We start from the raw sequence: 25,747 nt of genomic DNA, 5'->3' as shown, positions 1-25,747 counted from the left end.
GCCTCCGGCAGCTCCTACAGAGTGAACACGAATTCCCTGTAGGAGCTGCCGAAGGCTGCGATCTTTTGATCTGTGGATAACTTAACTCTTCTTGATCTTCTCAGGCCGCTTCCAGCCGTCGATGTTCTTCTGTCGAGCCCGGCCAACGGCCAATTGAGCGTTATCCACATTCTGGGTAATGGTCGAACCGGCCGCCGTGGTCGCACCGGAGGAGATATCCACAGGCGCCACCAACGAGTTGTTGGAGCCGATGAACACATCTTCACCCAGCACGGTTTTCCACTTGTTGGCACCGTCGTAGTTGCAGGTGATGGTGCCGGCGCCAATGTTGGTGCGCGCACCGATCTCGGCATCGCCCAGATACGTCAAGTGACCGGCCTTGGCACCTTCGCCCATGTGAGCGTTCTTCAGTTCAACAAAGTTACCCACATGTGCGCGGGCTTCCAGCACTGTGCCGGGACGCAAACGAGCGAACGGGCCGGCATCGCTGCCTTCGCCGAGAATCGCGCCTTCGATATGACTGTTGGCCTTGATCACCACGCCTTTGCGCAGGGTGCTGTCCTTGATCACGCAGTTCGGGCCGATCACCACGTCGTCCTCGATGACCACTTTGCCCTCGAGAATCACGTTGATGTCGATCAGGATATCGCGACCAACGGTAACCTCACCGCGCACATCGAAACGTGTCGGGTCGCGCAGGGTTACGCCTTGAGCCATCAAGCGACGAGCGGCGCGCAGCTGATAATGACGCTCCAGTTCGGCCAGTTGTTTGCGATCGTTGGCGCCCTGCACTTCCATGGCGTCATGGGGTTGTTCGGTGGCCACCACCAGACCATCACTGACCGCCATGGCAATCACGTCGGTCAGGTAGTACTCGCCCTGGGCATTGTTGTTGGAGAGGCGGCCCAGCCAATCGCCCAAACGCTGGGAAGGCACCGCCAAAATGCCGGTATTGCCTTCGGTGATCGCACGCTCAACCGCGTTGGCATCTTTCTGCTCGACGATGGCAGTCACTTTGCCGGCGGCATCACGGACAATACGGCCGTAGCCAGTCGGGTCATCCAACTCGACAGTCAGCAGACCCAATTGCTGCGGTGCAGCCTGCTTGAGCAGACGTTGCAGGGTTTCGACTTCGATCAACGGCACGTCACCGTAGAGAATCAGCACGGTATCGGACTCGATGGACGGCACAGCCTGGGCCACCGCATGACCGGTACCCAGCTGTTGGTCCTGCAGGACGAAATTCAGGTCATCGGCGGCCAGACGCTCGCGCACCGCTTCGGCACCATGGCCGATCACCACGTGGATGCGCTGTGGATCAAGTTGCCGGGCGCTGTGGATAACATGGCCGAGCATTGAATTACCGGCAATCGGATGCAGGACTTTCGGCAAGGCCGAACGCATGCGAGTGCCTTGGCCGGCAGCGAGGATAACGATTTCAAGGGACATGACTGGCTACCAATCCTGGGTGGTCAGCAACTGCGACCAGGTGATGAATATCGAAAAAGAAAAAAGGGTAGCCGAGGCTACCCTTTTTAATCAATCGCGCAACAAGTCGATGGCCGATTAGTGGCCGAACTTCTTGCGGATCTGCTGGACGGTGCGCAGCTGAGCTGCAGCCTCGGCCAGACGTGCGGCAGCAGAACCGTAATCGAATTCCGCGCCTCGCTCATGCAAGGCTTTCTCGGCAGCCTTAACGGCTTCCAAAGCTGCGGCTTCGTCCAGGTCGGCAGCGCGTTGCACGGTGTCGGCGAGAACCTTGACCATGTTCGGCTGAACCTCGAGGAAACCACCGGAGATGTAATACACCTCCTCTTCCCCGCCCTGCTTGATCAGGCGGATCGGGCCCGGCTTGAGATTGGTGATCAGCGGCGCGTGACCCAGGGCGATACCAAGATCACCCAGTGCACCGTGCGCAACCACCATCTCGACCAGGCCGGAAAAGATTTCCCCTTCCGCGCTGACGATATCGCAATGGACTGTCATAGCCATCTGATTGCCTCAACCTAAATTAGCGCCCGTTGCCGGGCGCCGGGATTACAGTTTCTTGGCTTTCTCGATCGCTTCTTCGATGCCGCCGACCATGTAGAACGCTTGTTCTGGCAGGTGGTCGTAGTCACCGTTGAGGATGCCTTTGAAGCCAGCAATGGTGTCTTTCAGGGAAACGTATTTACCCGAAGCACCGGTGAAGACTTCAGCCACGAAGAACGGCTGCGACAAGAAACGCTGGATCTTACGAGCACGGTTTACCAACTGCTTGTCGGCTTCCGACAGCTCGTCCATACCCAGGATCGCAATGATGTCCTTCAGTTCTTTGTAACGCTGCAGCACGTACTGAACACCGCGAGCGGTTTCGTAGTGGTCGTTGCCGATCACGTTCGGGTCCAGCTGACGCGAAGTCGAGTCCAGTGGGTCTACCGCAGGGTAGATACCCAGGGAAGCGATGTCACGGGACAGTACGACAGTGGCGTCCAAGTGGGCGAAGGTGGTCGCTGGCGACGGGTCGGTCAAGTCGTCCGCTGGTACGTATACCGCCTGGATCGAAGTAATCGAACCTTGCTTGGTCGAAGTGATGCGCTCTTGCAGCACGCCCATCTCTTCAGCCAGGGTCGGCTGGTAACCTACTGCCGAAGGCATACGGCCCAGCAGTGCGGATACTTCAGTACCGGCCAGGGTGTAACGATAGATGTTGTCGACGAACAGCAGAACGTCGTTACCTTCGTCACGGAACTTCTCGGCCATGGTCAGGCCAGTCAGTGCTACGCGCAGACGGTTTCCCGGCGGCTCGTTCATCTGACCGTAAACCAGTGCCACTTTGTCCAGAACGTTGGAGTCCTTCATCTCGTGGTAGAAGTCGTTACCCTCACGAGTACGCTCACCCACACCGGCGAACACGGAATAACCGCTGTGCTCGATGGCGATGTTACGGATCAGTTCCATCATGTTTACGGTCTTGCCTACACCGGCACCACCGAACAGACCGACTTTACCGCCCTTGGCGAACGGGCAAACCAGGTCGATAACCTTGATGCCTGTTTCCAGCAGCTCGTTGCCGCCCGCTTGTTCAGCGAAGGTTGGCGCAGGACGGTGAATGCCCCAACGCTCTTCTTCGCCGATCGGACCAGCTTCGTCGATCGGGTTGCCCAGTACGTCCATGATCCGGCCCAGGGTCGCTTTACCGACCGGTACGGAGATGGCTGCGCCAGTGTTGTTGACGTCCAGACCGCGCTTCAAGCCTTCGGTGGAGCCCATCGCAATGGTACGAACCACGCCGTCGCCCAGCTGCTGCTGAACTTCCAGAGTGGTTTCGGCGCCTTGAACTTTCAAGGCGTCGTAGATGCTCGGTACGCTGTCGCGTGGGAATTCCACGTCGATAACGGCGCCGATGATTTGAACGATACGTCCGCTACTCATAGCTGGATCCTCTGAATATTTGAACCGTTAAACCGCGGCAGCGCCGCCGACGATTTCCGAGATCTCTTGGGTGATCGCAGCCTGACGCGCCTTGTTGTAGACCAGCTGCAAATCGCTGATCAAATCACCGGCGTTGTCGGTAGCGTTCTTCATCGCGATCATCCGCGCAGCTTGTTCAGCCGCGTTGTTCTCGACCACCGCCTGGTAGACCTGCGACTCCACGTAACGGACCATCAAGCCGTCAAGCAGCTCTTTGGCGTCCGGTTCGTACAGATAATCCCAGTGGTGCTTGAGTTCTTGATCCGGGGTTGCCACCAGTGGAATCAACTGCTCCACGGTAGGCTGTTGTGTCATGGTGTTGATGAACTTGTTGGACACCACGGACAGGCGGTCAATACGGCCATCCAGGTAGGCATCCAGCATCACCTTGACGCTGCCGATCAGATCATTGATCGACGGCTCTTCACCCAAGTGGCTGATAGCTGCAACGACGTTACCGCCGAAGTTGCGGAAGAAAGCCGCACCCTTGCTACCAACGACACACAGATCGATCTCGACGCCGTTTTCGCGGTTTACCGCCATGTCCTTGACCAAAGCCTTGAACAGGTTGGTGTTCAAGCCACCACACAGACCACGGTCACTGCTCACTACGACATAACCAACGCGCTTTACTTCACGGTCGATCATGAACGGGTGGCGATATTCCGGGTTAGCGTTGGCCAGATGGCCAATAACCTGGCGGATGCGCTCCGCATAAGGACGGCTAGCAGCCATGCGCATTTGTGCCTTGCGCATTTTGCTGACCGCCACTTTTTCCATGGCGCTGGTAATCTTTTGCGTGCTTTTGATGCTCGCAATCTTACTGCGAATCTCTTTTGCGCCTGCCATGTAACACCTATCAGGTTAGCAAGCGGGAGCCGCTAGGCTCCCGCTGCGGCTTACCAGGTTTGGGTGGCCTTGAACTTCTCGATACCGGCTTTCAGGCCGCCATCGATTTCGTCATTGAAGTCACCCTTCACGTTGATCTTCGCCATCAAGTCGGCGTGATCGCGGTTGAAGTAAGCAATCAGCGCTTGCTCGAAGCTGCCGATCTTGGCGATTTCAACGTCGGTCAGGAACCCACGCTCAGCGGCATACAGCGACAGCGACATGTCGGCGATCGACATTGGCGCGTATTGCTTCTGCTTCATCAGCTCGGTAACGCGCTGACCATGCTCAAGTTGCTTACGGGTCGCTTCGTCCAGGTCAGAAGCGAACTGGGCGAATGCCGCCAGTTCACGGTACTGAGCCAGAGCGGTACGGATACCACCGGACAGCTTCTTGATGATCTTGGTCTGAGCGGCACCACCCACACGGGATACCGAAACACCGGCGTTCACTGCAGGACGGATGCCCGAGTTGAACATGGCCGATTCCAGGAAGATCTGACCGTCGGTGATGGAAATCACGTTGGTCGGAACGAACGCAGAAACGTCGCCAGCCTGGGTTTCGATGATCGGCAGTGCGGTCAGGGAACCGGTTTTGCCGGTCACTGCGCCGTTGGTGAACTTCTCTACGTATTCTTCCGAAACGCGGGATGCGCGCTCCAGCAGACGGGAGTGGAGATAGAACACGTCGCCTGGGTAAGCTTCACGGCCTGGTGGACGGCGCAGCAGCAGGGAAATCTGGCGGTAAGCCACTGCTTGCTTGGACAGATCGTCATAAACGATCAGCGCGTCTTCACCGCGATCGCGGAAGTATTCGCCCATGGTGCAACCGGAGTACGGTGCCAGGAATTGCAGTGCTGCAGATTCCGAAGCGCTCGCTGCAACGATGATGGTGTTAGCCAGTGCACCGTTTTCTTCCAGCTTGCGAACTACGTTGGCGATGGTCGATTGCTTCTGACCGATAGCTACGTAGACGCAGAAAATGCCGCTGTCTTTCTGGTTGATGATCGCGTCGATCGCCAGAGCGGTTTTACCGATCTGACGGTCACCGATGATCAGCTCACGCTGGCCACGGCCGACAGGGATCATCGCATCGACAGCCTTGTAGCCAGTCTGTACAGGCTGGTCTACCGACTTACGCCAGATCACGCCTGGAGCAACTTTCTCGACCGCGTCGGTCTCGGTGTTGTTCAGCGGACCTTTGCCGTCAACTGGGTTACCCAGTGCGTCGACTACGCGACCCAGCAGTTCCTTACCAACCGGAACTTCGAGGATGCGGCCGGTGCACTTGGCGCTCATGCCTTCAGCCAGAGTCTGGTATGCGCCCAATACAACGGCACCTACAGAGTCTTGCTCCAGGTTGAGAGCCATACCGAAGACGCCGCCCGGAAACTCGATCATCTCGCCGTACATAACGTCGGCCAGACCGTGAATCCGCACGATACCGTCAGATACGCTGACGACAGTGCCTTCGTTACGGGCTTGGGAGGTCACATCGAGCTTGTCGATGCGGCCCTTGATAATTTCACTTATTTCGGAAGGATTGAGTTGCTGCATTGCTCTGCTGCCCCTTCAAACTCAAGATTTCAATGCTTCGGCAAGTTTCGCGATTTTGCCGCGAATCGAGCCATCGATAACCAGGTCGCCGGCGCGGATGACAACACCACCAATAAGGGATGAGTCTTCCTCGACTTGCAGGCGCACTTCCCGGTTGAGTCGTGCACTGAGAACCTTGGCGAGTTTGTCTTGCTGTTCTTGGTTCAATGCAAAAGCACTGGTCACTTCAACGTCTACCGATTTCTCTTGTTCGGCCTTGTACAGGTCAAACAGAGCGGCGATCTCCGGCAGAAGCGGGAGACGGTCGTTTTCGGCAACGACGTGAATGAAGTTCTGTGCCTTGGCATCAAACTTGTCGCCGCACACGTCAATGAACGTGGCGGCCTTTTCTGCGCTCGTCAGTCGCGGGGCCTTGAGCACGCGCTGCATGGTGTCGTCTTGCGACACCGCTGCTGCCAGGCCGAGCATGGCTGACCAATTGGCCAGTTGCTGGTGGGCCTGAGCGTGCTCGAAGGCCGCCTTAGCGTAAGGTCGGGCCAACGTGGTCAGTTCTGCCATGATCGCCCTCGCTTAGATTTCAGCAGCCAGTTGGTTAACCAGCTCTGCGTGCGCGTTTTGATCGATTGTGGCACCCAGGATCTTCGCAGCACCGCCAACGGCCAGGCTACCCACTCGGGCGCGCAGCGCGTCTTTGACGCTGTTCAGTTCCTGTTCGATCTCGGCCTGAGCCTGAGCCTTCACACGGTCAGCTTCGACGCGAGCCTGTTCACGGGCTTCGTCGACAATCTGGGTACCGCGTTTCTTGGCTTGCTCGATGATTTCAGCTGCCTGAGCTTTCGCTTCGCGCAGTTGCTGACCCGCTTTCTCTTGGGCCAACTCCAGGTCGCGAGCTGCTCGGCTGGCAGCGTCCAGACCATCAGCGATCTTCTTTTGACGTTCGTGCAGAGCCGTGATGACCGGAGGCCATACGAACTTCATGCAGAACAGTACAAAAATCAGGAACGCAACGGACTGGCCAATCAGGGTCGCATTAATGTTCACGCCAACACCTCGCAGTTACGTTGTCCATCACACCAAATTACCCGGAAGATCCGAGTAATTAGCCAGCGATTTGACCAACGAACGGGTTCGCAAAGGTGAAGAACAGAGCGATACCAACACCGATCATGGTTACGGCGTCGAGCAGACCGGCAACGATGAACATTTTAACTTGCAGCATTGGAACCATTTCTGGCTGACGCGCTGCGCCTTCCAGGAACTTGCCGCCCAGCAGGCCGAAACCAATTGCGGTACCCAGTGCGCCCAGGCCGATCAACAGTGCAACAGCGATAGCGGTTAGACCAACTACAGTTTCCATCTTTCCTCCCGACTTTTACGTCGTATGGTTTAGGTTTTTTAGATTTTAAAGCGGTAAAACAAATCGTTTCATAGCCCGTTTAGGGCACCCACCCGTTTGACCGGGTGGGACATCAGACCAGTCGAGACTGGTCTTAATGGTTTTCTTCGTGCGCCATCGACAGGTAGACGATGGTCAGCATCATGAAGATAAATGCCTGCAGGGTGATGATCAGGATGTGGAACACAGCCCACGCCCACTGCAGAACTACGCCCAGGCCGCTCAGCCAGAGCAGACCGCTGCCGAACATCACAGCGATCAGAATGAACACCAGCTCACCGGCATACATGTTGCCGAACAGACGCAGAGCCAGGGAGATCGGCTTGGCGATCAGGGTCACGAATTCCAGCAGGAAGTTCACCGGAATCAGCAGCGCCTGAACAAAGATGTTCTTGCTACCGAACGGGTGCAGGGTCAGCTCGCCGATGAAGCCGCCGAGGCCCTTGATCTTGATGCTGTAGAAAATGATCAGCGCAAACACCGTGAAGGCCATGGCCAAGGTAGCGTTCGGGTCGGTGGTCGACACGGCGCGGAACGGGATGTGGTGGTCGCCGGAGATCAGGATGGCCAGCTGAGGAATCCAGTCAACCGGTACCAGGTCGATGGCGTTCATCAGGAAGACCCAGACGAAGATGGTCAGTGCCAGCGGTGCAACCACTGGACTACGGCCATGGAAGCTGTCTTTCACGCTGCCATCGACGAATTCGACCAATACTTCAACGAAGTTCTGCAAAGCACCAGGTACACCTGTAGTCGCCTTCTTTGCCGCCATGCGGAAAAGAAGAACGAAGATCAGACCCAACGCGACCGACCAGCCGAGGGTATCGACGTGGAAAGCCCAGAAGCCCATTTCCTTGGCTTCTGCTGCGGAGTGGGCAAAGCCCCAGCCGCCGTTGGGTAGCTGACCGAAGGTCAGGTTCTGCAAGTGGTGCTGGATATAGCCCGAAGCGGTTGTTTCTGCCATGGTTGCCTCAAACGCCCTAAGGTCTCGAAAGTCTTGTTCTCATAAGCAGGGGAGCGAACCAGCTGACCAGTTGGGTCAGCACGAAGACGCCGAATACTGCTAGCGGCGCCAATGGCTTCACACCTGCAAACGTCAGTGCAAACAGCCCTGCCGTCAAAATCAGTTTGCCCGCCTCGCCGGCATAAAAAGACCGGACGATAGCTTGAGCTGCTCGGGCGCCGGAAAACCGAAATGCCCTGTGAGCGAAATAAATATTGGGAAGCAAGGCTATCAGGCCTCCGCAAAGTCCTGAGTACCCGGCAACGACTCCATACCATCGCCAGAGCGCCAAAGCGGCAATCAGCAAAACGACGAATTGAGCCATTAACACCGGAAAAACAGCCAATCGATGGAAAGGCAAGCGGTCTGGCGTGCGGTTTTCCATCACTTTTGCTCCCCAATGGTCGGCTGCCGAAATTCAATAACTTGGCATAATTTGTGCCGACAAAATGCGCGCAGAGTATAGGGGCGGTTCTGCCCCTATTCAACTGTCAGGTAGTGATTTCCGACTTCACGCTACAAGAGGAATTGTTTCAGCGGATGTGTGCGAGCACACCTTGAAGTTCATCAAGAGAGTTGTAGCCGATCACCAACTGCCCCTTACCCTTCTTTCCGTGGCGGATCTGCACCGCAGAGCCTAGGCGCTCGGCCAGGCGCTGCTCGAGCCGAGCGATATCCGGGTCCGGTTTTGCCGGTTCCACAGGCTCCGGTTTGCCACTCAACCACTGGCGAACCAGTGCTTCAGTCTGGCGCACAGTCAGCCCCCGTGCGACAACATGTCGCGCCCCTTCAACCTGTTGGTTTTCCGGTAAACCCAGCAAGGCACGGGCATGACCCATTTCCAGGTCGCCGTGAGACAGCATGGTCTTGATGACTTCCGGCAACGAAATCAGGCGCAATAGGTTGGCCACGGTAACGCGGGACTTACCCACAGCCTCGGCCACTTGTTGCTGAGTCAGCTGGAATTCCTGCTGCAAACGCTGCAAGGCCACCGCTTCTTCGATCGGATTGAGGTCTTCGCGCTGGATATTCTCGATCAACGCCATGGCGATGGCGGTTTCATCCGGCACATCGCGGACCATCGCCGGGATGGTTTCCTGGCCAGCCTGCTGGCTGGCGCGCCAGCGGCGTTCGCCGGCGATGATTTCGAAGCGACCGCTGCCAATCGGGCGAACCACGATCGGCTGCATCACGCCCTGAGCCTTGATCGACTGCGCCAGCTCTTCCAGCGCCTGAGGATCCATGTCCCGACGTGGCTGGTACTTGCCACGCTGGATCAGGTCCAGGGGCAGGTGCTGCAGCTCACGCTGGTCGGCTTGCACCGCTTGTTCTTCCAGCGAGCTGACAGTCGGACCACTCAGCAGTGCATCCAGTCCACGTCCGAGACCTCGTTTCTTGACGGCCATGGGGATTCCTTAAGTTGCCTGGGCAGCGGCGGTGCGTGAATTTTTGCGTTGACGGCGAACCATCTCGCCGGCCAATGCCAGGTAGGCAATCGCGCCGCGCGATGATTTATCGTACGCCAGCGCCGGCATGCCATAGCTTGGCGCTTCGGCCAGACGGATGTTGCGCGGAATCACGGTGTCGTAGAGCTGATCGCCAAAGTGTTCCTTGAGCTGCGCCGAGACGTCGTTCATCAGGCTCAGGCGCGGGTCATACATGGTCCGCAACAGGCCTTCGACTTTCAGGTTCGGGTTCAGCAGTTCGGCAATGCGCTTGATGTTATCCACAAGGTCGCTCAACCCTTCGAGCGCGAAGTACTCACACTGCATGGGGATAATGACCCCGTCGGCGGCAACCAGCGCATTGAGCGTGAGCATCGACAGCGATGGCGGGCAGTCGATCAAAATGTAATCGTAGTTTTCACGGATCGGCGCCAACGCGCTGCGCAGGCGGCTTTCCTTCATCTGCATTTCCAGCAGAACGACTTCGGCCGCGGTCAGATCGCGGTTTGCCGGCAACAACTGGTAACCACCGTGTTCGGAATAGTGCATGGCCTGGGCCAGATCACATTCACCGATCAACAGATCGTAGACCGAGTTTTCCAGACCGTGTTTATCCACACCGCTACCCATGGTGGCGTTGCCCTGTGGATCAAGATCGATCAACAGCACCCGACGCTTGGTAGCGACCAGGGAAGCTGCGAGGTTGATGCAGGTGGTGGTCTTGCCCACACCACCCTTTTGGTTCGCTATCGCGAATACCTTAGCCATTCTTGCTTGTGTTCCCAATCATGCCGTGCGGCGCAGTATCAGCAGATGGCGTTGGCCTTGGCAACCGGGTACGGCCAGGGCGTGTTCGCTATCGAGGTGGAAGTCTGCCGGCAATGCTACCAGCTCATCGGCGGGATGAACGCCCTTCATTGCCAGCCAGCGTGTATCGGCGTCGCCCAAATGGCGAGTCCAGTTGCTGAAGTTCTCCATGCTGCTGAACGCCCGGGAAATGATCCCGTTGAATGGCAGTTCAGGCTGGAAGGCTTCGACGCGACTGTGGATAACTTGCAGGTTATCCAGTTTGAGTTCGAGTTTGACCTGGGTCAGGAAGCGGGTTTTCTTGCCGTTGCTGTCCAGACAGGTCACCTGGGACTCAGGAAACAGGATCGCCAACGGAATACCCGGCATGCCTCCGCCGCTGCCAACGTCCAGCCAGCGACCATTTTCGACGAACGACATCACGCTCAAGCTATCGAGCAGGTGACGGGAGACCATTTCGTCCGGATCACGCACGGCGGTCAGGTTGTAAGCCTTGTTCCATTTGATCAACAAGGCCAGATAACCCAGCAGCTGAGCGTGCTGGGCTTCCGTCAGTGTGACACCGAGCTGGCGAGCACCTGTGGATAACTCTTCTGCATGTTGCGAGGTAACCAACGAACTCAAGCGCTTTGCTCCAACTGACGGCCCGCGCCGCGTTTTTTCAAATGAATCATCAACAGCGAAATCGCCGCTGGGGTCACGCCCGGAATACGCGACGCCTGGCCCAAAGTCTCTGGACGGGTCGCACCGAGCTTGCTCTGGATCTCCTTGGAGAGACCGGAGATGTTCGTGTAATCGATATCCACAGGCAGTTTGGTGTCTTCGCTGGCCCGCAGGCGTGCGATTTCATCCTGTTGACGGTCGATGTAACCGGCGTATTTGGTCTTGATTTCGACCTGTTCGGCGACCTGTGGATCTTCTGCGCCCCCGCCAGTCACGGCGATCAGACCAGCGTAGTCGATTTCCGGACGGCTCAGCAGGTTGAGCAAATTGTATTCGTGGGTCAGCGGCGTGCCGAACTTCTCGGCAATCGCATCGCCCTGCTCGGTGCCCGGGCGAACCCAGGTACTTTTCAGGCGTTGTTCTTCCAGATCGATGCTTTCGCGTTTTTTGCAGAAAGCCGCCCAACGCGCGTCATCCACCAGACCCAGTTCGCGACCTTTTTCGGTCAGGCGCAGGTCGGCGTTGTCTTCGCGCAGAATCAAGCGGTATTCGGCGCGGGATGTGAACATCCGATACGGTTCCTGGGTACCGAGGGTAATCAGGTCGTCAACCAAAACGCCGATGTACGCTTCATCACGACGCGGGCACCAGGCATCTTTGCCCTGGGCTCGCAGTGCGGCGTTGGCTCCAGCCAGCAAACCCTGGGCGCCGGCTTCTTCGTAACCGGTGGTGCCGTTGATTTGCCCGGCGAAGAACAGACCGGCGATGACTTTGGTTTCCAGGCTGTACTTCAGGTCACGCGGGTCGAAATAGTCGTACTCGATGGCGTAGCCCGGACGCACGATGTGCGCGTTTTCCATGCCGCGGATCGATTGCACGATCTGCAATTGCACGTCGAACGGCAAGGATGTGGATATCCCGTTCGGGTACAGCTCGTGAGTGGTCAACCCTTCCGGTTCGATGAAGACCTGGTGGCTTTCCTTGTCGGCAAAGCGGTGGATCTTGTCTTCGATCGATGGGCAATAACGTGGGCCGATGCCTTCGATCAACCCGGCATCGGAATACATCGGCGAACGGTCGAGGTTGGCGGCAATGATTTCGTGGGTCCGGGCGTTGGTGTGGGTGATCCAGCAACTGACCTGTTTCGGGTGCTGTTCTTTGGAGCCCATGAACGACATGACCGGGATCGGCGTATCACCGGCTTGCTCGGTCATGACCGAGAAATCCACAGACCGACCGTCGATACGCGGCGGAGTACCGGTTTTCAGGCGACCGACACGCAATGGCAGTTCACGCAGACGACGTGCCAAAGCAATCGAAGGCGGATCACCGGCGCGACCGCCGGAATAATTCTGCATCCCGATGTGGATAAGTCCACCGAGGAAGGTGCCCGTCGTCAGCACCACGGAGTCGGCGAAGAAACGCAGGCCCATTTGCGTGACAACGCCGCGCACTTGTTCCTGTTCGACGATCAGGTCGTCCGCGGCCTGTTGAAATATCCACAGGTTCGGCTGGTTTTCCAAAGCTTCGCGGACAGCGGCCTTGTACAGAACCCGATCTGCCTGGGCGCGAGTTGCACGCACGGCCGGGCCTTTGCGGCTGTTCAATACGCGAAATTGAATACCACCTTTATCGGTAGCCATGGCCATCGCGCCGCCCAGGGCATCGATTTCCTTGACCAGATGGCTTTTACCGATCCCACCAATGGCGGGATTGCAGCTCATGGCACCGAGGGTTTCCACGTTATGCGTCAGCAACAGGGTTTTTGCCCCCATACGTGCTGATGCAAGTGCTGCCTCGGTACCGGCATGACCGCCGCCGATGACGATCACTTCAAAACGGGAAGGGAAATCCACCACGCACCTCGTGCCTGCTTTAGTCAGGTAATCCGGAATAGTTTGAGCTCAGGTTCTTGGACCTGGTCGGCAAGTATAGGGACTTCGCCCTTCCTAAAGAACCCTTTGCACAAAATTTAACCAGCTGTGGAGAAGTCGGGGTTATAGAAATTAAAAAGAGAGAAATTTATTAAATCTTTGTTTTTATGTTTATTTCTACTGACCCACCTTTCTGTGGATAGATTCATACAGGCCTTTATTTTCAATGTGTACAGAGATTCAAAACCCTGTGGTCATGTGCCGAGGAGGCCCTTGGATAACCGGTGTAAGCCTGTGGATGAAAGGGGCTGTTATCCACAGAGGCGGTTATCTTCAGTTTTGAGGCCTTGTTATCAACTGCCCTTAGCGGCAGTTATTCACAGGGCTTAATCCACAGAAAAGGGCTGACCGAGCAAATCCCGGGCACGGAAAATCTGCCCGAACAGAAAAATCTGCTCGGGAGCGGAGGGCTATTTCAGAAGAAGAGGGGCAGACAGGCCAGAACGGCCTGTCTGTGGGTAACGCAGAAGGACTATTTACCGATGCAGAAGCTGGAGAAGATCCTGCCCAGCAGATCATCGGAGCTGAATGCCCCGGTGATCTCGCCCAAAGACTGCTGGGCTTGCCGCAAATCTTCGGCCAGCAGTTCACCGGCACCCGCTAACGTCAGCTGTGCGCGGCCGTGTTCGAGGGACGCACTCGCGTGACGCAGTGCCTCCAGGTGACGCCTGCGAGCACTGAAGCTGCTTTCAGAGGTCTGCTCGTAACCCATGCAGGCCTTGAGATGCTCGCGCAACAACTCCAGGCCTTCGCCGGCGGACCTGGCACTGAGGCTGATCGTGACGTGGCCATCGTTACTGACTTCCAGGGCAATTGCTTCGCCCGTCAGGTCTGCCTTGTTACGAATCAGCGTCACTTTTGCCGGATCCGGGCGGGTTTCGAGGAATTCAGGCCACAAGGCAAATGGATCAAGGGCCTCGGGAGCCGTGGCATCGACCACCAGCAATACCCGATCCGCCTCGCCGATGGCTTTCAATGCTCGTTCGACGCCGATTTTCTCGACCTGATCGTCGGTATCCCGCAGCCCGGCAGTGTCGACCACATGCAACGGCATGCCATCGATGTGGATATGTTCGCGAAGAATGTCCCGGGTCGTGCCAGCAATCTCGGTCACGATCGCGGCTTCACGTCCGGCCAGGGCATTCAGAAGGCTGGACTTGCCGGCATTCGGCCGGCCGGCAATGACTACCGTCATGCCGTCACGCAGCAAGGCCCCCTGCCCGGCTTCCCGAAGCACTGTGGATAATTCGTCGCGTACTTTGTCCAGCATGCTCAGCACGTGGCCATCGGCGAGGAAGTCGATTTCTTCTTCAGGGAAGTCGATAGCCGCTTCGACGTAAATGCGCAGGCCTATTAATTGCTCGGTAAGGTTATGCACACGTTGGGAAAACGCCCCTTGCAACGAACGCAGGGCATTTCGTGCTGCCTGTGCAGAACTCGCCTCGATCAGGTCGGCAATGGCTTCGGCCTGAGCCAGATCAAGCTTGTCATTGAGGAAGGCGCGCTCGCTGAATTCACCCGGTCGGGCCAAACGGCAGCCCAGTTCAAGGCAGCGTTTGAGCAACATATCCAGGACGATTGGTCCGCCGTGGCCCTGCAGCTCCAGCACATCTTCGCCGGTGAACGAATTCGGTCCCGGGAAATACAGTGCGATGCCTTCGTCCAGCACCTCTTCGTTTTCACTGAGGAACGGGCCGTAATGGGCGAACCGCGGTTTCAGCTCGCGGCCGCTGATGGCTTTGGCCGCCACACTCGCCAGCGGCCCGGAAATACGGACGATGCCCACACCGCCGCGACCTTGAGCGGTGGCAACGGCAGCGATGGTTTCACGAGGAACGCTCATAAACCGGTATCCAGACAAAAGTGACAGATAGCAAAACGCCCCACTAGGGGGCGTTTTGAGTGGTTATCCACAGTGTAAATCAGGCAGCTGCTTTGGTAGCCGCTTCGATCTTACGAGTGATGTACCACTGTTGGGCGATCGACAGGCAGTTGTTCACTACCCAGTACAGTACCAGACCGGCCGGGAACCACAGGAAGAAGAAGGTGAAGATGATTGGCATCAGCTTCATCACCTTGGCCTGCATTGGATCCGGAGGCGTCGGGTTCAACTGCTGCTGGATGAACATGGTTGCGCCCATGATGATCGGCAGAATGAAGAACGGATCCTTGATCGACAGGTCAGTAATCCACAGCATGAATGGCGCCTGGCGCATTTCCACGCTTTCCAGCAGAACCCAGTACAGCGAAAGGAAAACCGGCATCTGCACCAGGATTGGCAAGCAGCCACCCAGTGGATTGATCTTCTCTTTCTTGTACAGCTCCATCATGGCTTGCGACATTTTCTGCCGGTCTTCGCCATGTTGCTCTTTCAGCGCGGCCAGTTTCGGTGCCACTGCACGCATGCGCGCCATGGATTTGTAGCTGGCGGCCGACAGCGGGAAGAAAATCCCCTTGATCAGCATGGTCAGGAAGATGATCGAGAAGCCCCAGTTACCAACCAGTGCGTGGATATGTTGCAGCAACCAGAAGATTGGCTGGGCAATGAACCACAGAATGCCGTAGTCGACGGTCAGTTCCAGACCTGGGGATAACTGTTTCAGCACAGCCTGGCTTTTTGGACCTGCGTACAGAACGGCGCTGGTTTCAACTTTGGCACCTGGCGCAGCAGTCAGCGAAGGACCGGTGTAGCCGATGATGTAGTTGCCTTTGCTGTCTTTACGGGTCTGGACGACGTTGTTTTCGCCCTTGGCCGGAATCCATGCGGTCACGAAATAGTGCTGCAACCAAGCAACCCAGCCACCGCTGACGGTTTCTTTCAGCTGAGCCTTGTCCATGTCCTTCATCGACACTTTCTTGTACGGCTCGTTACTTGTCCACAGGGCGGCGCCCAGGTAAGTCGCGGTGCCGGTGGCAGTGCTGGAAGAAGGATCGGAACTGGCGTCACGCTTCAGTTGCGCGAACATTGCACCGGACCAGGGCTGAGCGCTCTGGTTGTCGATCAGGTAGGAAACGGTTACGTCATACAGGCCACGTTTCAGGGTGAAACGCTTGATGTAGTTGACGCCGTCCTTGCTGAACTTCAGGTCCACGACCAATTGGTCCTGACCGTCAGCCAGTTGATAAATCTTCTTCTCGGAGGAGTAAACCGGACGACCGGCAGGACTTGCGTCCGGACCGTTGGTGCCGATCAGGCCGCTCTGAGCCAGATAAGTCCGCTCGTTGCCGTTATCGAACAACTGGAATGGAATTTCCGGATGGTCCTGGCGACGTGGATACAGCGGCAGCGTCAACTGGGCAACATCGCCACCTTGTGGATCGATGGCCAGGTTGAGCACATCCGTTTTGATCTGGATGAGGTCTTTGCTTGCAGCCACTGGCGTTTCAGCAGGTGCAGTTGCACTGGTATCGCTTGCGGCGCGCGGGATGTCGTCACTGGCGGAAGCATTATTGCCAGTCGCCGTATCCGGTAGACCCGGTGCGGTAGTACTGGAAGCAACATTCTGAGTCGGCAGGGCAGCCTGGCCATAGTCCTGGTTCCATTTAAGAACCATAACGTAGGACACGATTGCCAGGGCGACGATCAGGATCGTGCGTTTGATATCCATGATTACTCGGCCATCGAAGAAGAACGGGAGGTAGGGATAGGTGGAACCGGGTCATAACCACCGGGATTCCACGGATGACAGCGACCTAAACGACGAAAGGTCAGCCAGCCACCGCGCAGAAGGCCATGATTTTCTATGGCTTCTAACGCGTAGCAGGAACAACTGGGGTAGAAACGACAGTGATTGGCCATCAGGGGACTAATGGCATAGCGATAAAACTGGATCGGAACGAGTGCCAGTTTACGCATCGGGACTGTCTACCCCTACAGTTTCGGCTTTGACTGCTGGTACCGGCTTGCTGCGTGCCAGACGTTTCCAGAGTTTGCCGAAATGCTGAATCAATTCGGGGTTTTCTACGTCACCCAAACCTTTGCGCGCGACGATAACAATGTCCCAACCGACCAGTGAATCCTGGTTCAGGCGAAACGATTCGCGCATCAGACGTTTGAGGCGATTGCGCTCGACGGAGAGCTTTACGCTCTTTTTCCCGATAACCAGCCCGAGACGGGGGTGATCAAGATCGTTATTGCGCGCAAGGAGCAGGAGATTTTTCCCCGGAACCTTGCCGGTAGGGGAGTCAAAGACTGCCTTGAAATGCCGGGGAGTAAGCAGACGCTTATCCCGACTGAAGTCCTGACTCACCTCCAGTGCCGGATTATCAAACTGCCAGACGCGCACGACCTTTGGCGCGACGACGCGACAGGACGGCACGACCGTTCTTGGTAGCCATGCGAGCACGGAAACCGTGGGTACGAGCGCGTTTGATAGTGCTTGGTTGGAAAGTACGTTTCATTGTCGTGTTACCTGGTTCGTCCACAACGGGCCGGAATGGCCCCCGTTTTAAGAGACCGGGGATTCTAGAGAAAGCAAGCCTCTAGGTCAATTTCCAACCAACGTTTCCTTATAAATAGATCTCCAGAGGATTTGCTCGTCCGCAGGTCGTTCGCTAGATATAGAAATAAAGAAGGGAATTATTTAAAGCTTTTCTGTAAAGCTTGTAAAAGCTAGGCACGCGATCATCTGTGGATAACTGCCTTAAGCCCTTAAAAACCGTGATGTACAGAGAATGACAACTACAGTGGAAAACGGTGATCAGCCTGTGCTGCGCTATCGGATAAGCTGTGTGTGGAAAGGTCAGTTATCCACAGGCAGGTTATCCACCGAGTTTCGCCCCCACTTGTCCAGTGCCCTCATGGGCGGTTATCCACAGAGCTTATGCACATACCGTTGGTCTTCTTTTTGAGGGTTAACGCGTTGATAATTCATGCCCTGTGCGCAACCTGCATGTGGATAAGTGGGCGTCTGGCCGCTACAATGACCGCTTGTTTTTGCCTCACCGGCTTTCAACTTAGGGGATATCCGTGTCAGTGGAACTTTGGCAGCAGTGCGTGGAGCTTTTGCGCGATGAGCTGCCTGCCCAACAATTCAACACTTGGATCCGCCCGCTACAGGTCGAAGCCGAAGGCGACGAGTTGCGTGTCTACGCACCGAATCGTTTTGTTCTCGACTGGGTCAACGAAAAGTACCTGGGCCGCGTCCTTGAACTGCTGGATGAGCATGGCAATGGCATGGCGCCGGCGCTTTCCTTATTAATAGGCAGCAAACGCAGTTCGGCACCGCGTGCGGCACCCAATGCCCCGTTGGCCGCTGCGGCGTCCCAGGCTCAGGCGGCGGCCGCACCGGTCAGCGCTCCAGCCCCTGCTCCGGCGGCGGCACCGACCAAGCGTTCGACGCAAAAAGTTGCCGAGGTCAGTGAAGAGCCGTCCCGCGACAGCTTCGACCCTATGGCCGGCGCCAGTTCGCAACAGGCCCCGGTTCGTTCCGAGCAGCGCACGGTGCAGGTCGAAGGTGCGCTCAAGCACACCAGCTACCTGAACCGCACTTTCACCTTCGAGAACTTCGTCGAAGGTAAGTCCAACCAACTGGCACGGGCTGCGGCCTGGCAGGTGGCGGACAACCCCAAGCACGGTTACAACCCGCTCTTCCTTTATGGTGGCGTCGGTTTGGGTAAAACCCACTTGATGCACGCTGTGGGTAACCACCTATTAAAGAAGAACCCGAATGCCAAGGTCGTGTACCTGCATTCGGAGCGTTTCGTGGCCGACATGGTCAAGGCGCTGCAGTTGAACGCGATCAACGAGTTCAAGCGCTTCTACCGTTCGGTGGATGCGTTGCTGATCGATGACATTCAGTTCTTCGCTCGCAAGGAACGTTCGCAGGAAGAGTTTTTCCACACCTTCAACGCCCTGCTCGAAGGTGGCCAGCAGGTCATTCTCACCAGTGACCGCTATCCGAAAGAAATTGAAGGCCTTGAAGAACGCCTTAAATCCCGCTTTGGCTGGGGCCTGACGGTTGCCGTCGAGCCGCCGGAGCTGGAAACCCGTGTAGCGATCCTGATGAAAAAGGCCGACCAGGCCAAAGTCGATCTGCCACACGACGCGGCATTCTTCATCGCCCAGCGTATTCGCTCCAACGTCCGTGAGCTGGAAGGCGCGCTCAAACGCGTGATCGCCCACTCGCACTTTATGGGGCGCGACATCACCATCGAGTTGATTCGCGAATCCCTGAAAGACTTGTTGGCGTTGCAAGATAAACTGGTCTCTGTGGATAACATTCAGCGCACCGTCGCTGAGTATTACAAGATCAAGATCTCCGACCTGCTGTCCAAGCGTCGTTCACGCTCGGTAGCACGTCCGCGTCAGGTCGCTATGGCGTTGTCCAAGGAATTGACCAACCACAGCCTGCCGGAAATCGGCGATGTGTTTGGCGGCCGCGACCACACGACTGTTTTGCACGCCTGCCGCAAGATCAACGAGCTTAAGGAATCCGACGCGGACATCCGCGAGGACTACAAGAACCTGCTGCGTACACTGACCACTTGATGAACACCAGCGCAGCTTATTAAGGCAAGGGACTAGACCATGCATTTCACCATTCAACGCGAAGCCCTGTTGAAACCCCTGCAACTGGTCGCAGGCGTCGTCGAGCGCCGACAGACCTTGCCGGTGCTTTCCAACGTGCTGCTGGTTGTCGAAGGCCAGCAACTGTCGCTGACCGGTACCGACCTGGAAGTCGAGCTGGTCGGTCGTGTGCAACTCGAAGAGCCTGCAGACCCGGGCTCCATCACTGTGCCTGCGCGCAAGCTGATGGACATCTGCAAGAGCCTGCCAAACGACGCGCTGATCGACATCAAGGTCGATGAGCAGAAGCTCGTGGTGAAGGCCGGCCGTAGCCGCTTCACCCTGTCGACCCTGCCGGCCAACGACTTCCCGACGGTGGAAGAAGGCCCGGGTTCGCTGACCTGCAGCCTTGAGCAAAGCAAACTGCGTCGCCTGATCGAACGCACCAGCTTCGCCATGGCGCAGCAGGACGTGCGTTATTACCTCAACGGCATGCTGCTGGAAGTCTCGGCCGGGATCATCCGCGCCGTGGCGACCGACGGTCACCGTCTGGCCATGTGCTCGATGCAGGCCGATATCGGTCAGCCGGATCGTCATCAGGTCATCGTGCCACGCAAAGGTATCCTGGAACTGGCACGTCTGCTGACCGAACCGGACGGCAACGTCAGCATCGTGCTGGGCCAGCACCACATCCGTGCCACCACCGGCGAGTTCACCTTTACCTCGAAACTGGTCGACGGTAAATTCCCTGACTACGAGCGTGTTCTGCCTAAAGGTGGTGACAAGCTGGTACTCGGCGATCGCCAGGCCCTGCGTGAAGCGTTCAGCCGTACCGCGATTCTGTCCAACGAGAAGTACCGCGGCATCCGTCTGCAACTGGCCAACGGTCAGCTGAAGATCCAGGCGAACAACCCGGAGCAAGAGGAAGCGGAAGAAGAAGTGGGCGTTGAGTACAACGGCGGCTCTCTGGAAATCGGCTTCAACGTGAGCTATCTGCTCGACGTATTGGGCGTGATGACCACCGAGCAGGTTCGCCTGATCCTGTCGGACTCCAACAGCAGTGCGCTGGTGCAAGAGTCCGACAACGACGACTCGGCTTACGTTGTCATGCCGATGCGTCTGTAATCATGCTCAGCAGAAGCTAGATGTCCTTAAGTCGCGTCTCGGTCACCGCGGTGCGCAATCTGCACCCGGTGACCTTCTCCCCCTCCCCCCGAATCAACATTCTTTACGGCGCCAACGGCAGCGGCAAAACCAGTGTTCTGGAAGCCATTCATCTGCTGGGGCTTGCCCGTTCGTTTCGTAGCACCCGGCTGTTGCCGGTCATTCAGTACGAGCAATTGGCGTGCACGGTATTTGGCCAGGTCGAGTTGGCCGAGGGCGGGCACAGCGCATTGGGGATATCTCGCGATCGTCAGGGAGAGTTCCAGATCCGCATCGACGGGCAAAACGCCCGTAGTGCGGCACAACTGGCGGAGATCCTGCCGCTGCAGTTGATCAACCCGGACAGCTTCCGCCTGCTGGAAGGCGCGCCGAAGATTCGCCGGCAGTTTCTCGACTGGGGTGTGTTCCACGTGGAACCGCGATTCATGTCTACGTGGCAGCGCTTGCAGAAGGCCTTGCGCCAGAGAAACTCTTGGCTGCGGCATGGTACACTTGACGCCGTTTCGCAAGCGGTTTGGGACAGGGAACTGTGCCAGGCCAGCGATGAAATAGATGAATACCGCCGCGCTTACATCAAAGCCTTGAAACCAGTCTTTGAACAGACCTTGAGCGAACTGGTTGAGCTTGAGGGCTTGACGCTCAGCTATTACCGAGGCTGGGACAAAGACCGTGAGTTGAGTGCGGTGCTCGCTGGATCCCTTCAGCGGGATCAGCAAATGGGTCATACCCAGGCCGGACCACAACGGGCTGATTTGCGTCTCCGATTAGGCGCACATAACGCCGCGGACATTTTGTCCCGTGGTCAGCAGAAGTTGGTGGTCTGTGCATTGCGGATTGCCCAAGGGCACTTGGTCAGCCAGGCCCGACGCGGCCAGTGTATTTATCTGGTGGATGACCTGCCGTCCGAACTGGACGAGCACCACCGTCGCGCGCTTTGCCGCTTGTTGGAAGACTTACGCTGCCAGGTCTTTATCACCTGTGTAGATCACGAATTATTGAGGGAAGGCTGGCAGACGGAAACGCCAGTCGCTTTGTTCCACGTGGAACAGGGCCGTATCACCCAGACCCACGACCATCGGGAGTGAAGGCATTGAGCGAAGAAAATACGTACGACTCAACGAGCATTAAAGTGCTGAAAGGCCTGGATGCCGTACGCAAACGTCCCGGTATGTACATTGGTGACACCGACGATGGCAGCGGTCTGCACCACATGGTGTTCGAGGTGGTCGATAACTCGATCGACGAAGCTTTGGCCGGCCACTGCGACGACATCAGCATCATCATCCACCCGGATGAATCCATCACTGTTCGCGACAACGGTCGTGGCATCCCGGTAGACGTGCATAAAGAAGAAGGCGTTTCGGCGGCCGAGGTCATCATGACCGTGCTGCACGCCGGCGGTAAGTTCGACGACAACTCCTACAAGGTTTCCGGTGGTCTGCACGGTGTAGGTGTATCGGTGGTTAACGCCCTGTCCGAAGAACTGGTCCTGACCGTTCGCCGCAGCGGCAAGATCTGGGAACAGACCTACGTCCACGGTGTTCCGCAAGAACCGATGAAAATCGTTGGCGACAGCGAATCCACCGGTACCCAGATTCACTTCAAGCCTTCGGCTGACACCTTCAAGAATATCCACTTCAGCTGGGACATCCTGGCCAAGCGGATTCGCGAACTATCCTTCCTCAACTCCGGTGTCGGCATCGTCCTCAAGGACGAGCGCAGCGGCAAGGAAGAGTTGTTCAAGTACGAAGGTGGTCTGCGTGCATTCGTTGAATACCTGAACACCAACAAGACTGCGGTCAACCAGGTGTTCCACTTCAACATCCAGCGTGAAGACGGCATCGGCGTGGAAATCGCCCTGCAGTGGAACGACAGCTTCAACGAGAACCTGTTGTGCTTCACCAACAACATTCCACAGCGCGATGGCGGTACTCACCTGGTGGGTTTCCGTTCGGCACTGACGCGTAACCTGAACACCTACATCGAAGCTGAAGGCCTGGCGAAGAAGCACAAAGTCGCCACCACCGGTGACGATGCCCGCGAAGGCCTGACGGCGATCATTTCGGTGAAAGTGCCGGATCCGAAGTTCAGCTCCCAGACTAAAGACAAGCTGGTGTCTTCCGAAGTGAAGACCGCGGTCGAACAGGAAATGGGCAAGTACTTCTCCGACTTCCTGCTGGAAAACCCGAACGAAGCCAAGCTGGTCGTCGGCAAGATGATCGACGCGGCGCGTGCTCGTGAAGCGGCGCGTAAAGCCCGTGAGATGACCCGTCGTAAAGGCGCGCTGGACATCGCCGGCCTGCCGGGCAAACTGGCGGACTGCCAGGAAAAAGACCCTGCCCTTTCCGAACTGTACCTCGTGGAAGGTGACTCTGCTGGCGGCTCCGCCAAGCAGGGTCGTAACCGCAAGACCCAGGCCATCCTGCCATTGAAGGGCAAGATCCTGAACGTCGAGAAGGCGCGCTTCGACAAGATGATCTCTTCGCAAGAAGTGGGTACCTTGATCACCGCGCTAGGCTGCGGCATCGGTCGCGACGAGTACAACATCGACAAGCTGCGTTATCACAACATCATCATCATGACCGATGCTGACGTCGACGGTTCGCACATCCGTACCCTGCTGCTAACCTTCTTCTTCCGTCAGCTGCCGGAGCTGATCGAGCGTGGCTACATCTACATCGCTCAGCCGCCGCTGTACAAAGTGAAGAAAGGCAAGCAAGAGCAATACATCAAAGACGACGACGCCATGGAAGAGTACATGACGCAGTCGGCCCTGGAAGATGCGAGCCTGCACCTGAACGAAGAAGCCCCGGGTATCTCCGGTGAAGCTCTCGAGCGTCTGGTGAATGACTTCCGTCTGGTGATGAAGACCCTCAAGCGCCTGTCGCGCCTGTACCCGCAGGAACTGACCGAGCACTTCATCTACCTGCCAGCCGTGAGCATGGAGCAACTGTCCGATCACGCAGCGATGCAGGATTGGCTGGCTCAGTACGAAGTTCGCCTGCGCACCGTCGAGAAGTCCGGCCTGGTCTACAAGGCCAGCCTGCGCGAAGACCGTGAACGTAACGTCTGGCTGCCAGAGGTCGAACTGATCTCCCACGGCCTGTCGAACTACGTCACCTTCAACCGCGACTTCTTCGGCAGCAACGATTACAAGACCGTCGTTTCCCTGGGCGCTCAACTGAGCACCCTGTTGGACGATGGCGCTTATATCCAGCGTGGCGAACGCAAGAAAGCCGTCACCGAATTCAAGGAAGCCCTTGAATGGTTGATGGCCGAAAGCACCAAGCGTCATACCATCCAGCGATACAAAGGTCTGGGTGAGATGAACCCTGATCAGCTGTGGGAAACCACCATGGATCCGGGCTCGCGCCGCATGCTCAAAGTGACCATCGAAGACGCCATCGGCGCCGACCAGATCTTCAACACCCTGATGGGTGATGCGGTCGAACCTCGCCGTGACTTCATCGAAAGCAACGCCTTGGCGGTGTCCAACCTGGACTTCTGATCCGGCAGGACCGCTAAAACAAAAAAGGCCAACGCTATGCGTTGGCCTTTTTTATTGATCGAAGGAATGTAACAGCTGTTCACTCGCTGGCAGTCGCTACGCTCTCAAGCCGATACCCATACCCGTAAATCGTCAGCAGTTGCCAACCGCGATCAGCCGTCAGACCCAGCTTGTTGCGCAGGCGATAAATATGAGTATCCAGAGGCCGGGAGGACACGATTTCTTCATGGGTCCAAAAGCGCTCATACAAGTATTCACGGGACAAAGGTCGGCCCAGATTGGCGAACAGGCAGCGGGCGAGACGGTATTCCCGTTCGGTCAGGCTGATGGGGGTGGAGGCACGGGTGACAGTGAGTTCGGCGTCGTCGAATTCGAGGTCATTGAATGTGAGTATTTCGGTGGCTGCCGCGCGTTGCAGTCCATGCCGACGAAGTACGGCGCTCACCCGAGCCATCAGCTCATTAGGACGGAACGGTTTGCTCACGTAATCGTCGGCTCCGGCGTTCAAGGCCTGGACGATATCGCTTTCGGTATCGCGACTGGTGAGCATGATCGCGGCCGGTGGTGAGTCCATGTGTTCCCGGGTCCAGCGCAACAACGACAGACCGCTGATGTCGGGCAATTGCCAGTCGAGGATCAGCAGATCGAAAGTTTCCCGGCGAAGTTGCCGTAACAGGTCCTCTCCCCGCTCGAAACTGTGCAACGTCCACGTCTGCTCCCCCGTGACGGGGATCTGTCGCAGTGTCTGTTCCACCCGGCGGAGTTCGGCGGGTTCGTCATCCAGTATTGCGACACGCATGCCGAGTGCTTCCTTCATCTCGTAAGTGCAACGGTTAAGAAAATTCCTGCGGGAGTTTAGGCTGATTGGTTGAATCTGAACAATTGTGGCGAATTGCTGTGAACTTCCCAAGTGTGGATACGCTGATATCACTTAGCCGGTAGGCGATGAATTATCGGCAGAATGCTCCAGAGGGACTGTGGGAAAAAATGCGTCTAAAGATTATCTTTAACGGGTTTACAAGATTAACAGCGTTGATGTTGGCCGCGGGTCTCGGATTGGGATGCACCACGGTCCAGTCAATATCTGTCATCGAGCAGAATGTTGCACCGCATTACTTCGGCCCGGCAGAGACGAACACGGTGATGGGCGACTCGCCAGGCTTTGCCCCGGTGCACTCCGCACAGGTGGAAGCCGCCCAGCTCGACATTCGTTCGGCGCAACAACGTTGGGTGTTTTAGGCGCCTTCAGTCAATTCTGAACAAATATTGAGAATGACCGCGCAAGGTCGCTTATGCCGGTAAATTCGTTTTCGCTGAGCGGCACAGGGGCATTGGGATGTGCTCCGACGCAGGGAGCGTCAATGCCAAACTGCAGGACCGTCGATCGCCGGTTTTCGGCGGGTCTGCAGTTCAGGGGAAAAA

Annotated in this window: 25 protein-coding genes; 5 read left to right on the top strand and 20 right to left on the bottom strand. The window is 57.0% G+C overall.

What is annotated here, in order from left to right; all coding sequences use genetic code 11:
* Positions 1 to 81: 81 nt before the first annotated feature.
* The 19 genes from glmU to rpmH form a co-directional block, all read right to left on the bottom strand.
* Complete coding sequence (gene glmU / locus ACEN8R_RS24150; protein ID WP_495624393.1) at positions 82 to 1,449, bottom strand: bifunctional UDP-N-acetylglucosamine diphosphorylase/glucosamine-1-phosphate N-acetyltransferase GlmU; 1,368 nt, start codon at positions 1,447 to 1,449, stop codon at positions 82 to 84.
* 117 nt (positions 1,450 to 1,566) lie between these two features.
* A complete protein-coding gene (locus tag ACEN8R_RS24145) occupies positions 1,567 to 1,992 on the bottom strand; it encodes a F0F1 ATP synthase subunit epsilon (RefSeq protein WP_007934346.1) in 426 nt (141 codons plus the stop codon).
* A gap of 45 nt (positions 1,993 to 2,037) precedes the next feature.
* On the bottom strand, positions 2,038 to 3,414 hold the full coding sequence (gene atpD, locus ACEN8R_RS24140) for a F0F1 ATP synthase subunit beta (RefSeq protein ID WP_007969907.1): 1,377 nt from the start codon (positions 3,412 to 3,414) through the stop codon (positions 2,038 to 2,040).
* Positions 3,415 to 3,441: 27 nt separating this feature from the next.
* A complete protein-coding gene (gene atpG, locus ACEN8R_RS24135; protein WP_007934344.1) occupies positions 3,442 to 4,302 on the bottom strand; it encodes a F0F1 ATP synthase subunit gamma in 861 nt (286 codons plus the stop codon).
* 50 nt (positions 4,303 to 4,352) lie between these two features.
* Positions 4,353 to 5,897, bottom strand: coding sequence for a F0F1 ATP synthase subunit alpha (atpA, locus tag ACEN8R_RS24130; RefSeq protein WP_007969905.1), 1,545 nt, complete (start codon positions 5,895 to 5,897; stop codon positions 4,353 to 4,355).
* 21 nt (positions 5,898 to 5,918) lie between these two features.
* Positions 5,919 to 6,455: a F0F1 ATP synthase subunit delta gene (locus tag ACEN8R_RS24125; protein WP_064621179.1), complete on the bottom strand. Its 537-nt coding sequence runs from the start codon at positions 6,453 to 6,455 to the stop codon at positions 5,919 to 5,921.
* A 12-nt stretch (positions 6,456 to 6,467) separates the two neighbouring features.
* Positions 6,468 to 6,938: a F0F1 ATP synthase subunit B gene (locus ACEN8R_RS24120; protein ID WP_495624392.1), complete on the bottom strand. Its 471-nt coding sequence runs from the start codon at positions 6,936 to 6,938 to the stop codon at positions 6,468 to 6,470.
* Between the two features lie 58 nt (positions 6,939 to 6,996).
* A complete protein-coding gene (gene atpE / locus ACEN8R_RS24115) occupies positions 6,997 to 7,254 on the bottom strand; it encodes a F0F1 ATP synthase subunit C (RefSeq protein WP_003097235.1) in 258 nt (85 codons plus the stop codon).
* Between the two features lie 133 nt (positions 7,255 to 7,387).
* Entirely contained in the window at positions 7,388 to 8,257 is an 870-nt protein-coding gene (atpB, locus tag ACEN8R_RS24110) for a F0F1 ATP synthase subunit A (RefSeq protein WP_007934337.1), read from the bottom strand.
* 16 nt (positions 8,258 to 8,273) lie between these two features.
* Positions 8,274 to 8,681 carry a F0F1 ATP synthase subunit I gene (locus tag ACEN8R_RS24105; protein ID WP_018927326.1) on the bottom strand — a complete coding sequence of 136 codons (408 nt, stop codon included), beginning with the start codon at positions 8,679 to 8,681 and terminating at the stop codon, positions 8,274 to 8,276.
* A 148-nt stretch (positions 8,682 to 8,829) separates the two neighbouring features.
* Positions 8,830 to 9,702 carry a ParB/RepB/Spo0J family partition protein gene (locus ACEN8R_RS24100; protein WP_007934333.1) on the bottom strand — a complete coding sequence of 291 codons (873 nt, stop codon included), beginning with the start codon at positions 9,700 to 9,702 and terminating at the stop codon, positions 8,830 to 8,832.
* Positions 9,703 to 9,711: 9 nt separating this feature from the next.
* Positions 9,712 to 10,509: a ParA family protein gene (locus ACEN8R_RS24095; protein WP_007934331.1), complete on the bottom strand. Its 798-nt coding sequence runs from the start codon at positions 10,507 to 10,509 to the stop codon at positions 9,712 to 9,714.
* A gap of 18 nt (positions 10,510 to 10,527) precedes the next feature.
* Complete coding sequence (rsmG, locus tag ACEN8R_RS24090) at positions 10,528 to 11,172, bottom strand: 16S rRNA (guanine(527)-N(7))-methyltransferase RsmG (RefSeq protein ID WP_007934329.1); 645 nt, start codon at positions 11,170 to 11,172, stop codon at positions 10,528 to 10,530.
* A complete protein-coding gene (mnmG, locus tag ACEN8R_RS24085) occupies positions 11,169 to 13,067 on the bottom strand; it encodes a tRNA uridine-5-carboxymethylaminomethyl(34) synthesis enzyme MnmG (RefSeq protein WP_018927325.1) in 1,899 nt (632 codons plus the stop codon). The genes rsmG and mnmG overlap by 4 nt, the downstream gene beginning before the upstream one ends.
* 550 nt (positions 13,068 to 13,617) lie before the next feature.
* Complete coding sequence (gene mnmE / locus ACEN8R_RS24080) at positions 13,618 to 14,988, bottom strand: tRNA uridine-5-carboxymethylaminomethyl(34) synthesis GTPase MnmE (RefSeq protein WP_018927324.1); 1,371 nt, start codon at positions 14,986 to 14,988, stop codon at positions 13,618 to 13,620.
* A 79-nt stretch (positions 14,989 to 15,067) separates the two neighbouring features.
* Positions 15,068 to 16,753 carry a membrane protein insertase YidC gene (yidC, locus tag ACEN8R_RS24075; RefSeq protein ID WP_018927323.1) on the bottom strand — a complete coding sequence of 562 codons (1,686 nt, stop codon included), beginning with the start codon at positions 16,751 to 16,753 and terminating at the stop codon, positions 15,068 to 15,070.
* A 2-nt stretch (positions 16,754 to 16,755) separates the two neighbouring features.
* Positions 16,756 to 17,001, bottom strand: coding sequence for a membrane protein insertion efficiency factor YidD (gene yidD, locus ACEN8R_RS24070; RefSeq protein WP_003213574.1), 246 nt, complete (start codon positions 16,999 to 17,001; stop codon positions 16,756 to 16,758).
* On the bottom strand, positions 16,994 to 17,395 hold the full coding sequence (gene rnpA / locus ACEN8R_RS24065; RefSeq protein WP_026286513.1) for a ribonuclease P protein component: 402 nt from the start codon (positions 17,393 to 17,395) through the stop codon (positions 16,994 to 16,996). The genes yidD and rnpA overlap by 8 nt, the downstream gene beginning before the upstream one ends.
* A 16-nt stretch (positions 17,396 to 17,411) precedes the next feature.
* Positions 17,412 to 17,546 (bottom strand): 50S ribosomal protein L34, encoded by a 135-nt coding sequence (gene rpmH, locus ACEN8R_RS24060; RefSeq protein WP_003213577.1) that lies wholly within the window; start codon positions 17,544 to 17,546, stop codon positions 17,412 to 17,414.
* A gap of 568 nt (positions 17,547 to 18,114) precedes the next feature.
* Between rpmH and dnaA the strand changes: the two genes are divergently transcribed.
* The 4 genes from dnaA to gyrB are packed head-to-tail and all read left to right on the top strand — an operon-like array spanning position 18,115 to position 24,325.
* Positions 18,115 to 19,635, top strand: coding sequence for a chromosomal replication initiator protein DnaA (dnaA, locus tag ACEN8R_RS24055; RefSeq protein ID WP_007934322.1), 1,521 nt, complete (start codon positions 18,115 to 18,117; stop codon positions 19,633 to 19,635).
* Positions 19,636 to 19,674: 39 nt separating this feature from the next.
* The gene (dnaN, locus tag ACEN8R_RS24050) at positions 19,675 to 20,778 is read left to right on the top strand and encodes a DNA polymerase III subunit beta (protein ID WP_007903001.1); all 1,104 of its coding nucleotides are present in this window, start codon (positions 19,675 to 19,677) and stop codon (positions 20,776 to 20,778) included.
* A gap of 20 nt (positions 20,779 to 20,798) precedes the next feature.
* A complete protein-coding gene (recF, locus tag ACEN8R_RS24045; protein WP_018927321.1) occupies positions 20,799 to 21,902 on the top strand; it encodes a DNA replication/repair protein RecF in 1,104 nt (367 codons plus the stop codon).
* 5 nt (positions 21,903 to 21,907) lie between these two features.
* On the top strand, positions 21,908 to 24,325 hold the full coding sequence (gene gyrB / locus ACEN8R_RS24040; protein WP_007934319.1) for a DNA topoisomerase (ATP-hydrolyzing) subunit B: 2,418 nt from the start codon (positions 21,908 to 21,910) through the stop codon (positions 24,323 to 24,325).
* A gap of 79 nt (positions 24,326 to 24,404) precedes the next feature.
* Here gyrB and ACEN8R_RS24035 read toward each other — a convergent pair whose 3' ends face one another.
* Entirely contained in the window at positions 24,405 to 25,124 is a 720-nt protein-coding gene (locus tag ACEN8R_RS24035; protein ID WP_026286512.1) for a response regulator transcription factor, read from the bottom strand.
* 236 nt (positions 25,125 to 25,360) lie between these two features.
* On the opposite strand from ACEN8R_RS24035, the gene ACEN8R_RS24030 reads away from it, so the two are divergent.
* Entirely contained in the window at positions 25,361 to 25,564 is a 204-nt protein-coding gene (locus ACEN8R_RS24030; RefSeq protein ID WP_177325192.1) for a hypothetical protein, read from the top strand.
* The last annotated feature ends 183 nt before the right edge of the window (positions 25,565 to 25,747 follow it).

The sequence above is a fragment of the Pseudomonas sp. Pseusp15 genome (assembly GCF_059492165.1).
Note: the sequence above shows the minus strand (reverse complement) of the source record. Positions and strands in the feature narration are given on the sequence as shown.

Excerpts from the sequence above, each read along its gene's own strand:
- ACEN8R_RS24095 (WP_007934331.1), bottom strand. The coding sequence starts at position 10,509 with ATGGCTAAGGTATTCGCGATAGCGAACCAAAAGGGTGGTGTGGGCAAG.
- ACEN8R_RS24100 (WP_007934333.1), bottom strand. The coding sequence starts at position 9,702 with ATGGCCGTCAAGAAACGAGGTCTCGGACGTGGACTGGATGCACTGCTG.
- yidC (WP_018927323.1), bottom strand. The coding sequence starts at position 16,753 with ATGGATATCAAACGCACGATCCTGATCGTCGCCCTGGCAATCGTGTCC.
- ACEN8R_RS24125 (WP_064621179.1), bottom strand. The coding sequence starts at position 6,455 with ATGGCAGAACTGACCACGTTGGCCCGACCTTACGCTAAGGCGGCCTTC.
- yidD (WP_003213574.1), bottom strand. The coding sequence starts at position 17,001 with ATGCGTAAACTGGCACTCGTTCCGATCCAGTTTTATCGCTATGCCATT.
- recF (WP_018927321.1), top strand. The coding sequence starts at position 20,799 with ATGTCCTTAAGTCGCGTCTCGGTCACCGCGGTGCGCAATCTGCACCCG.
- atpG (WP_007934344.1), bottom strand. The coding sequence starts at position 4,302 with ATGGCAGGCGCAAAAGAGATTCGCAGTAAGATTGCGAGCATCAAAAGC.
- ACEN8R_RS24035 (WP_026286512.1), bottom strand. The coding sequence starts at position 25,124 with ATGCGTGTCGCAATACTGGATGACGAACCCGCCGAACTCCGCCGGGTG.
- atpD (WP_007969907.1), bottom strand. The coding sequence starts at position 3,414 with ATGAGTAGCGGACGTATCGTTCAAATCATCGGCGCCGTTATCGACGTG.
- atpE (WP_003097235.1), bottom strand. The coding sequence starts at position 7,254 with ATGGAAACTGTAGTTGGTCTAACCGCTATCGCTGTTGCACTGTTGATC.
- glmU (WP_495624393.1), bottom strand. The coding sequence starts at position 1,449 with ATGTCCCTTGAAATCGTTATCCTCGCTGCCGGCCAAGGCACTCGCATG.
- ACEN8R_RS24105 (WP_018927326.1), bottom strand. The coding sequence starts at position 8,681 with ATGGAAAACCGCACGCCAGACCGCTTGCCTTTCCATCGATTGGCTGTT.
- atpA (WP_007969905.1), bottom strand. The coding sequence starts at position 5,897 with ATGCAGCAACTCAATCCTTCCGAAATAAGTGAAATTATCAAGGGCCGC.
- atpB (WP_007934337.1), bottom strand. The coding sequence starts at position 8,257 with ATGGCAGAAACAACCGCTTCGGGCTATATCCAGCACCACTTGCAGAAC.
- dnaN (WP_007903001.1), top strand. The coding sequence starts at position 19,675 with ATGCATTTCACCATTCAACGCGAAGCCCTGTTGAAACCCCTGCAACTG.
- mnmE (WP_018927324.1), bottom strand. The coding sequence starts at position 14,988 with ATGAGCGTTCCTCGTGAAACCATCGCTGCCGTTGCCACCGCTCAAGGT.
- ACEN8R_RS24030 (WP_177325192.1), top strand. The coding sequence starts at position 25,361 with ATGTTGGCCGCGGGTCTCGGATTGGGATGCACCACGGTCCAGTCAATA.
- rpmH (WP_003213577.1), bottom strand. The coding sequence starts at position 17,546 with ATGAAACGTACTTTCCAACCAAGCACTATCAAACGCGCTCGTACCCAC.
- ACEN8R_RS24145 (WP_007934346.1), bottom strand. The coding sequence starts at position 1,992 with ATGGCTATGACAGTCCATTGCGATATCGTCAGCGCGGAAGGGGAAATC.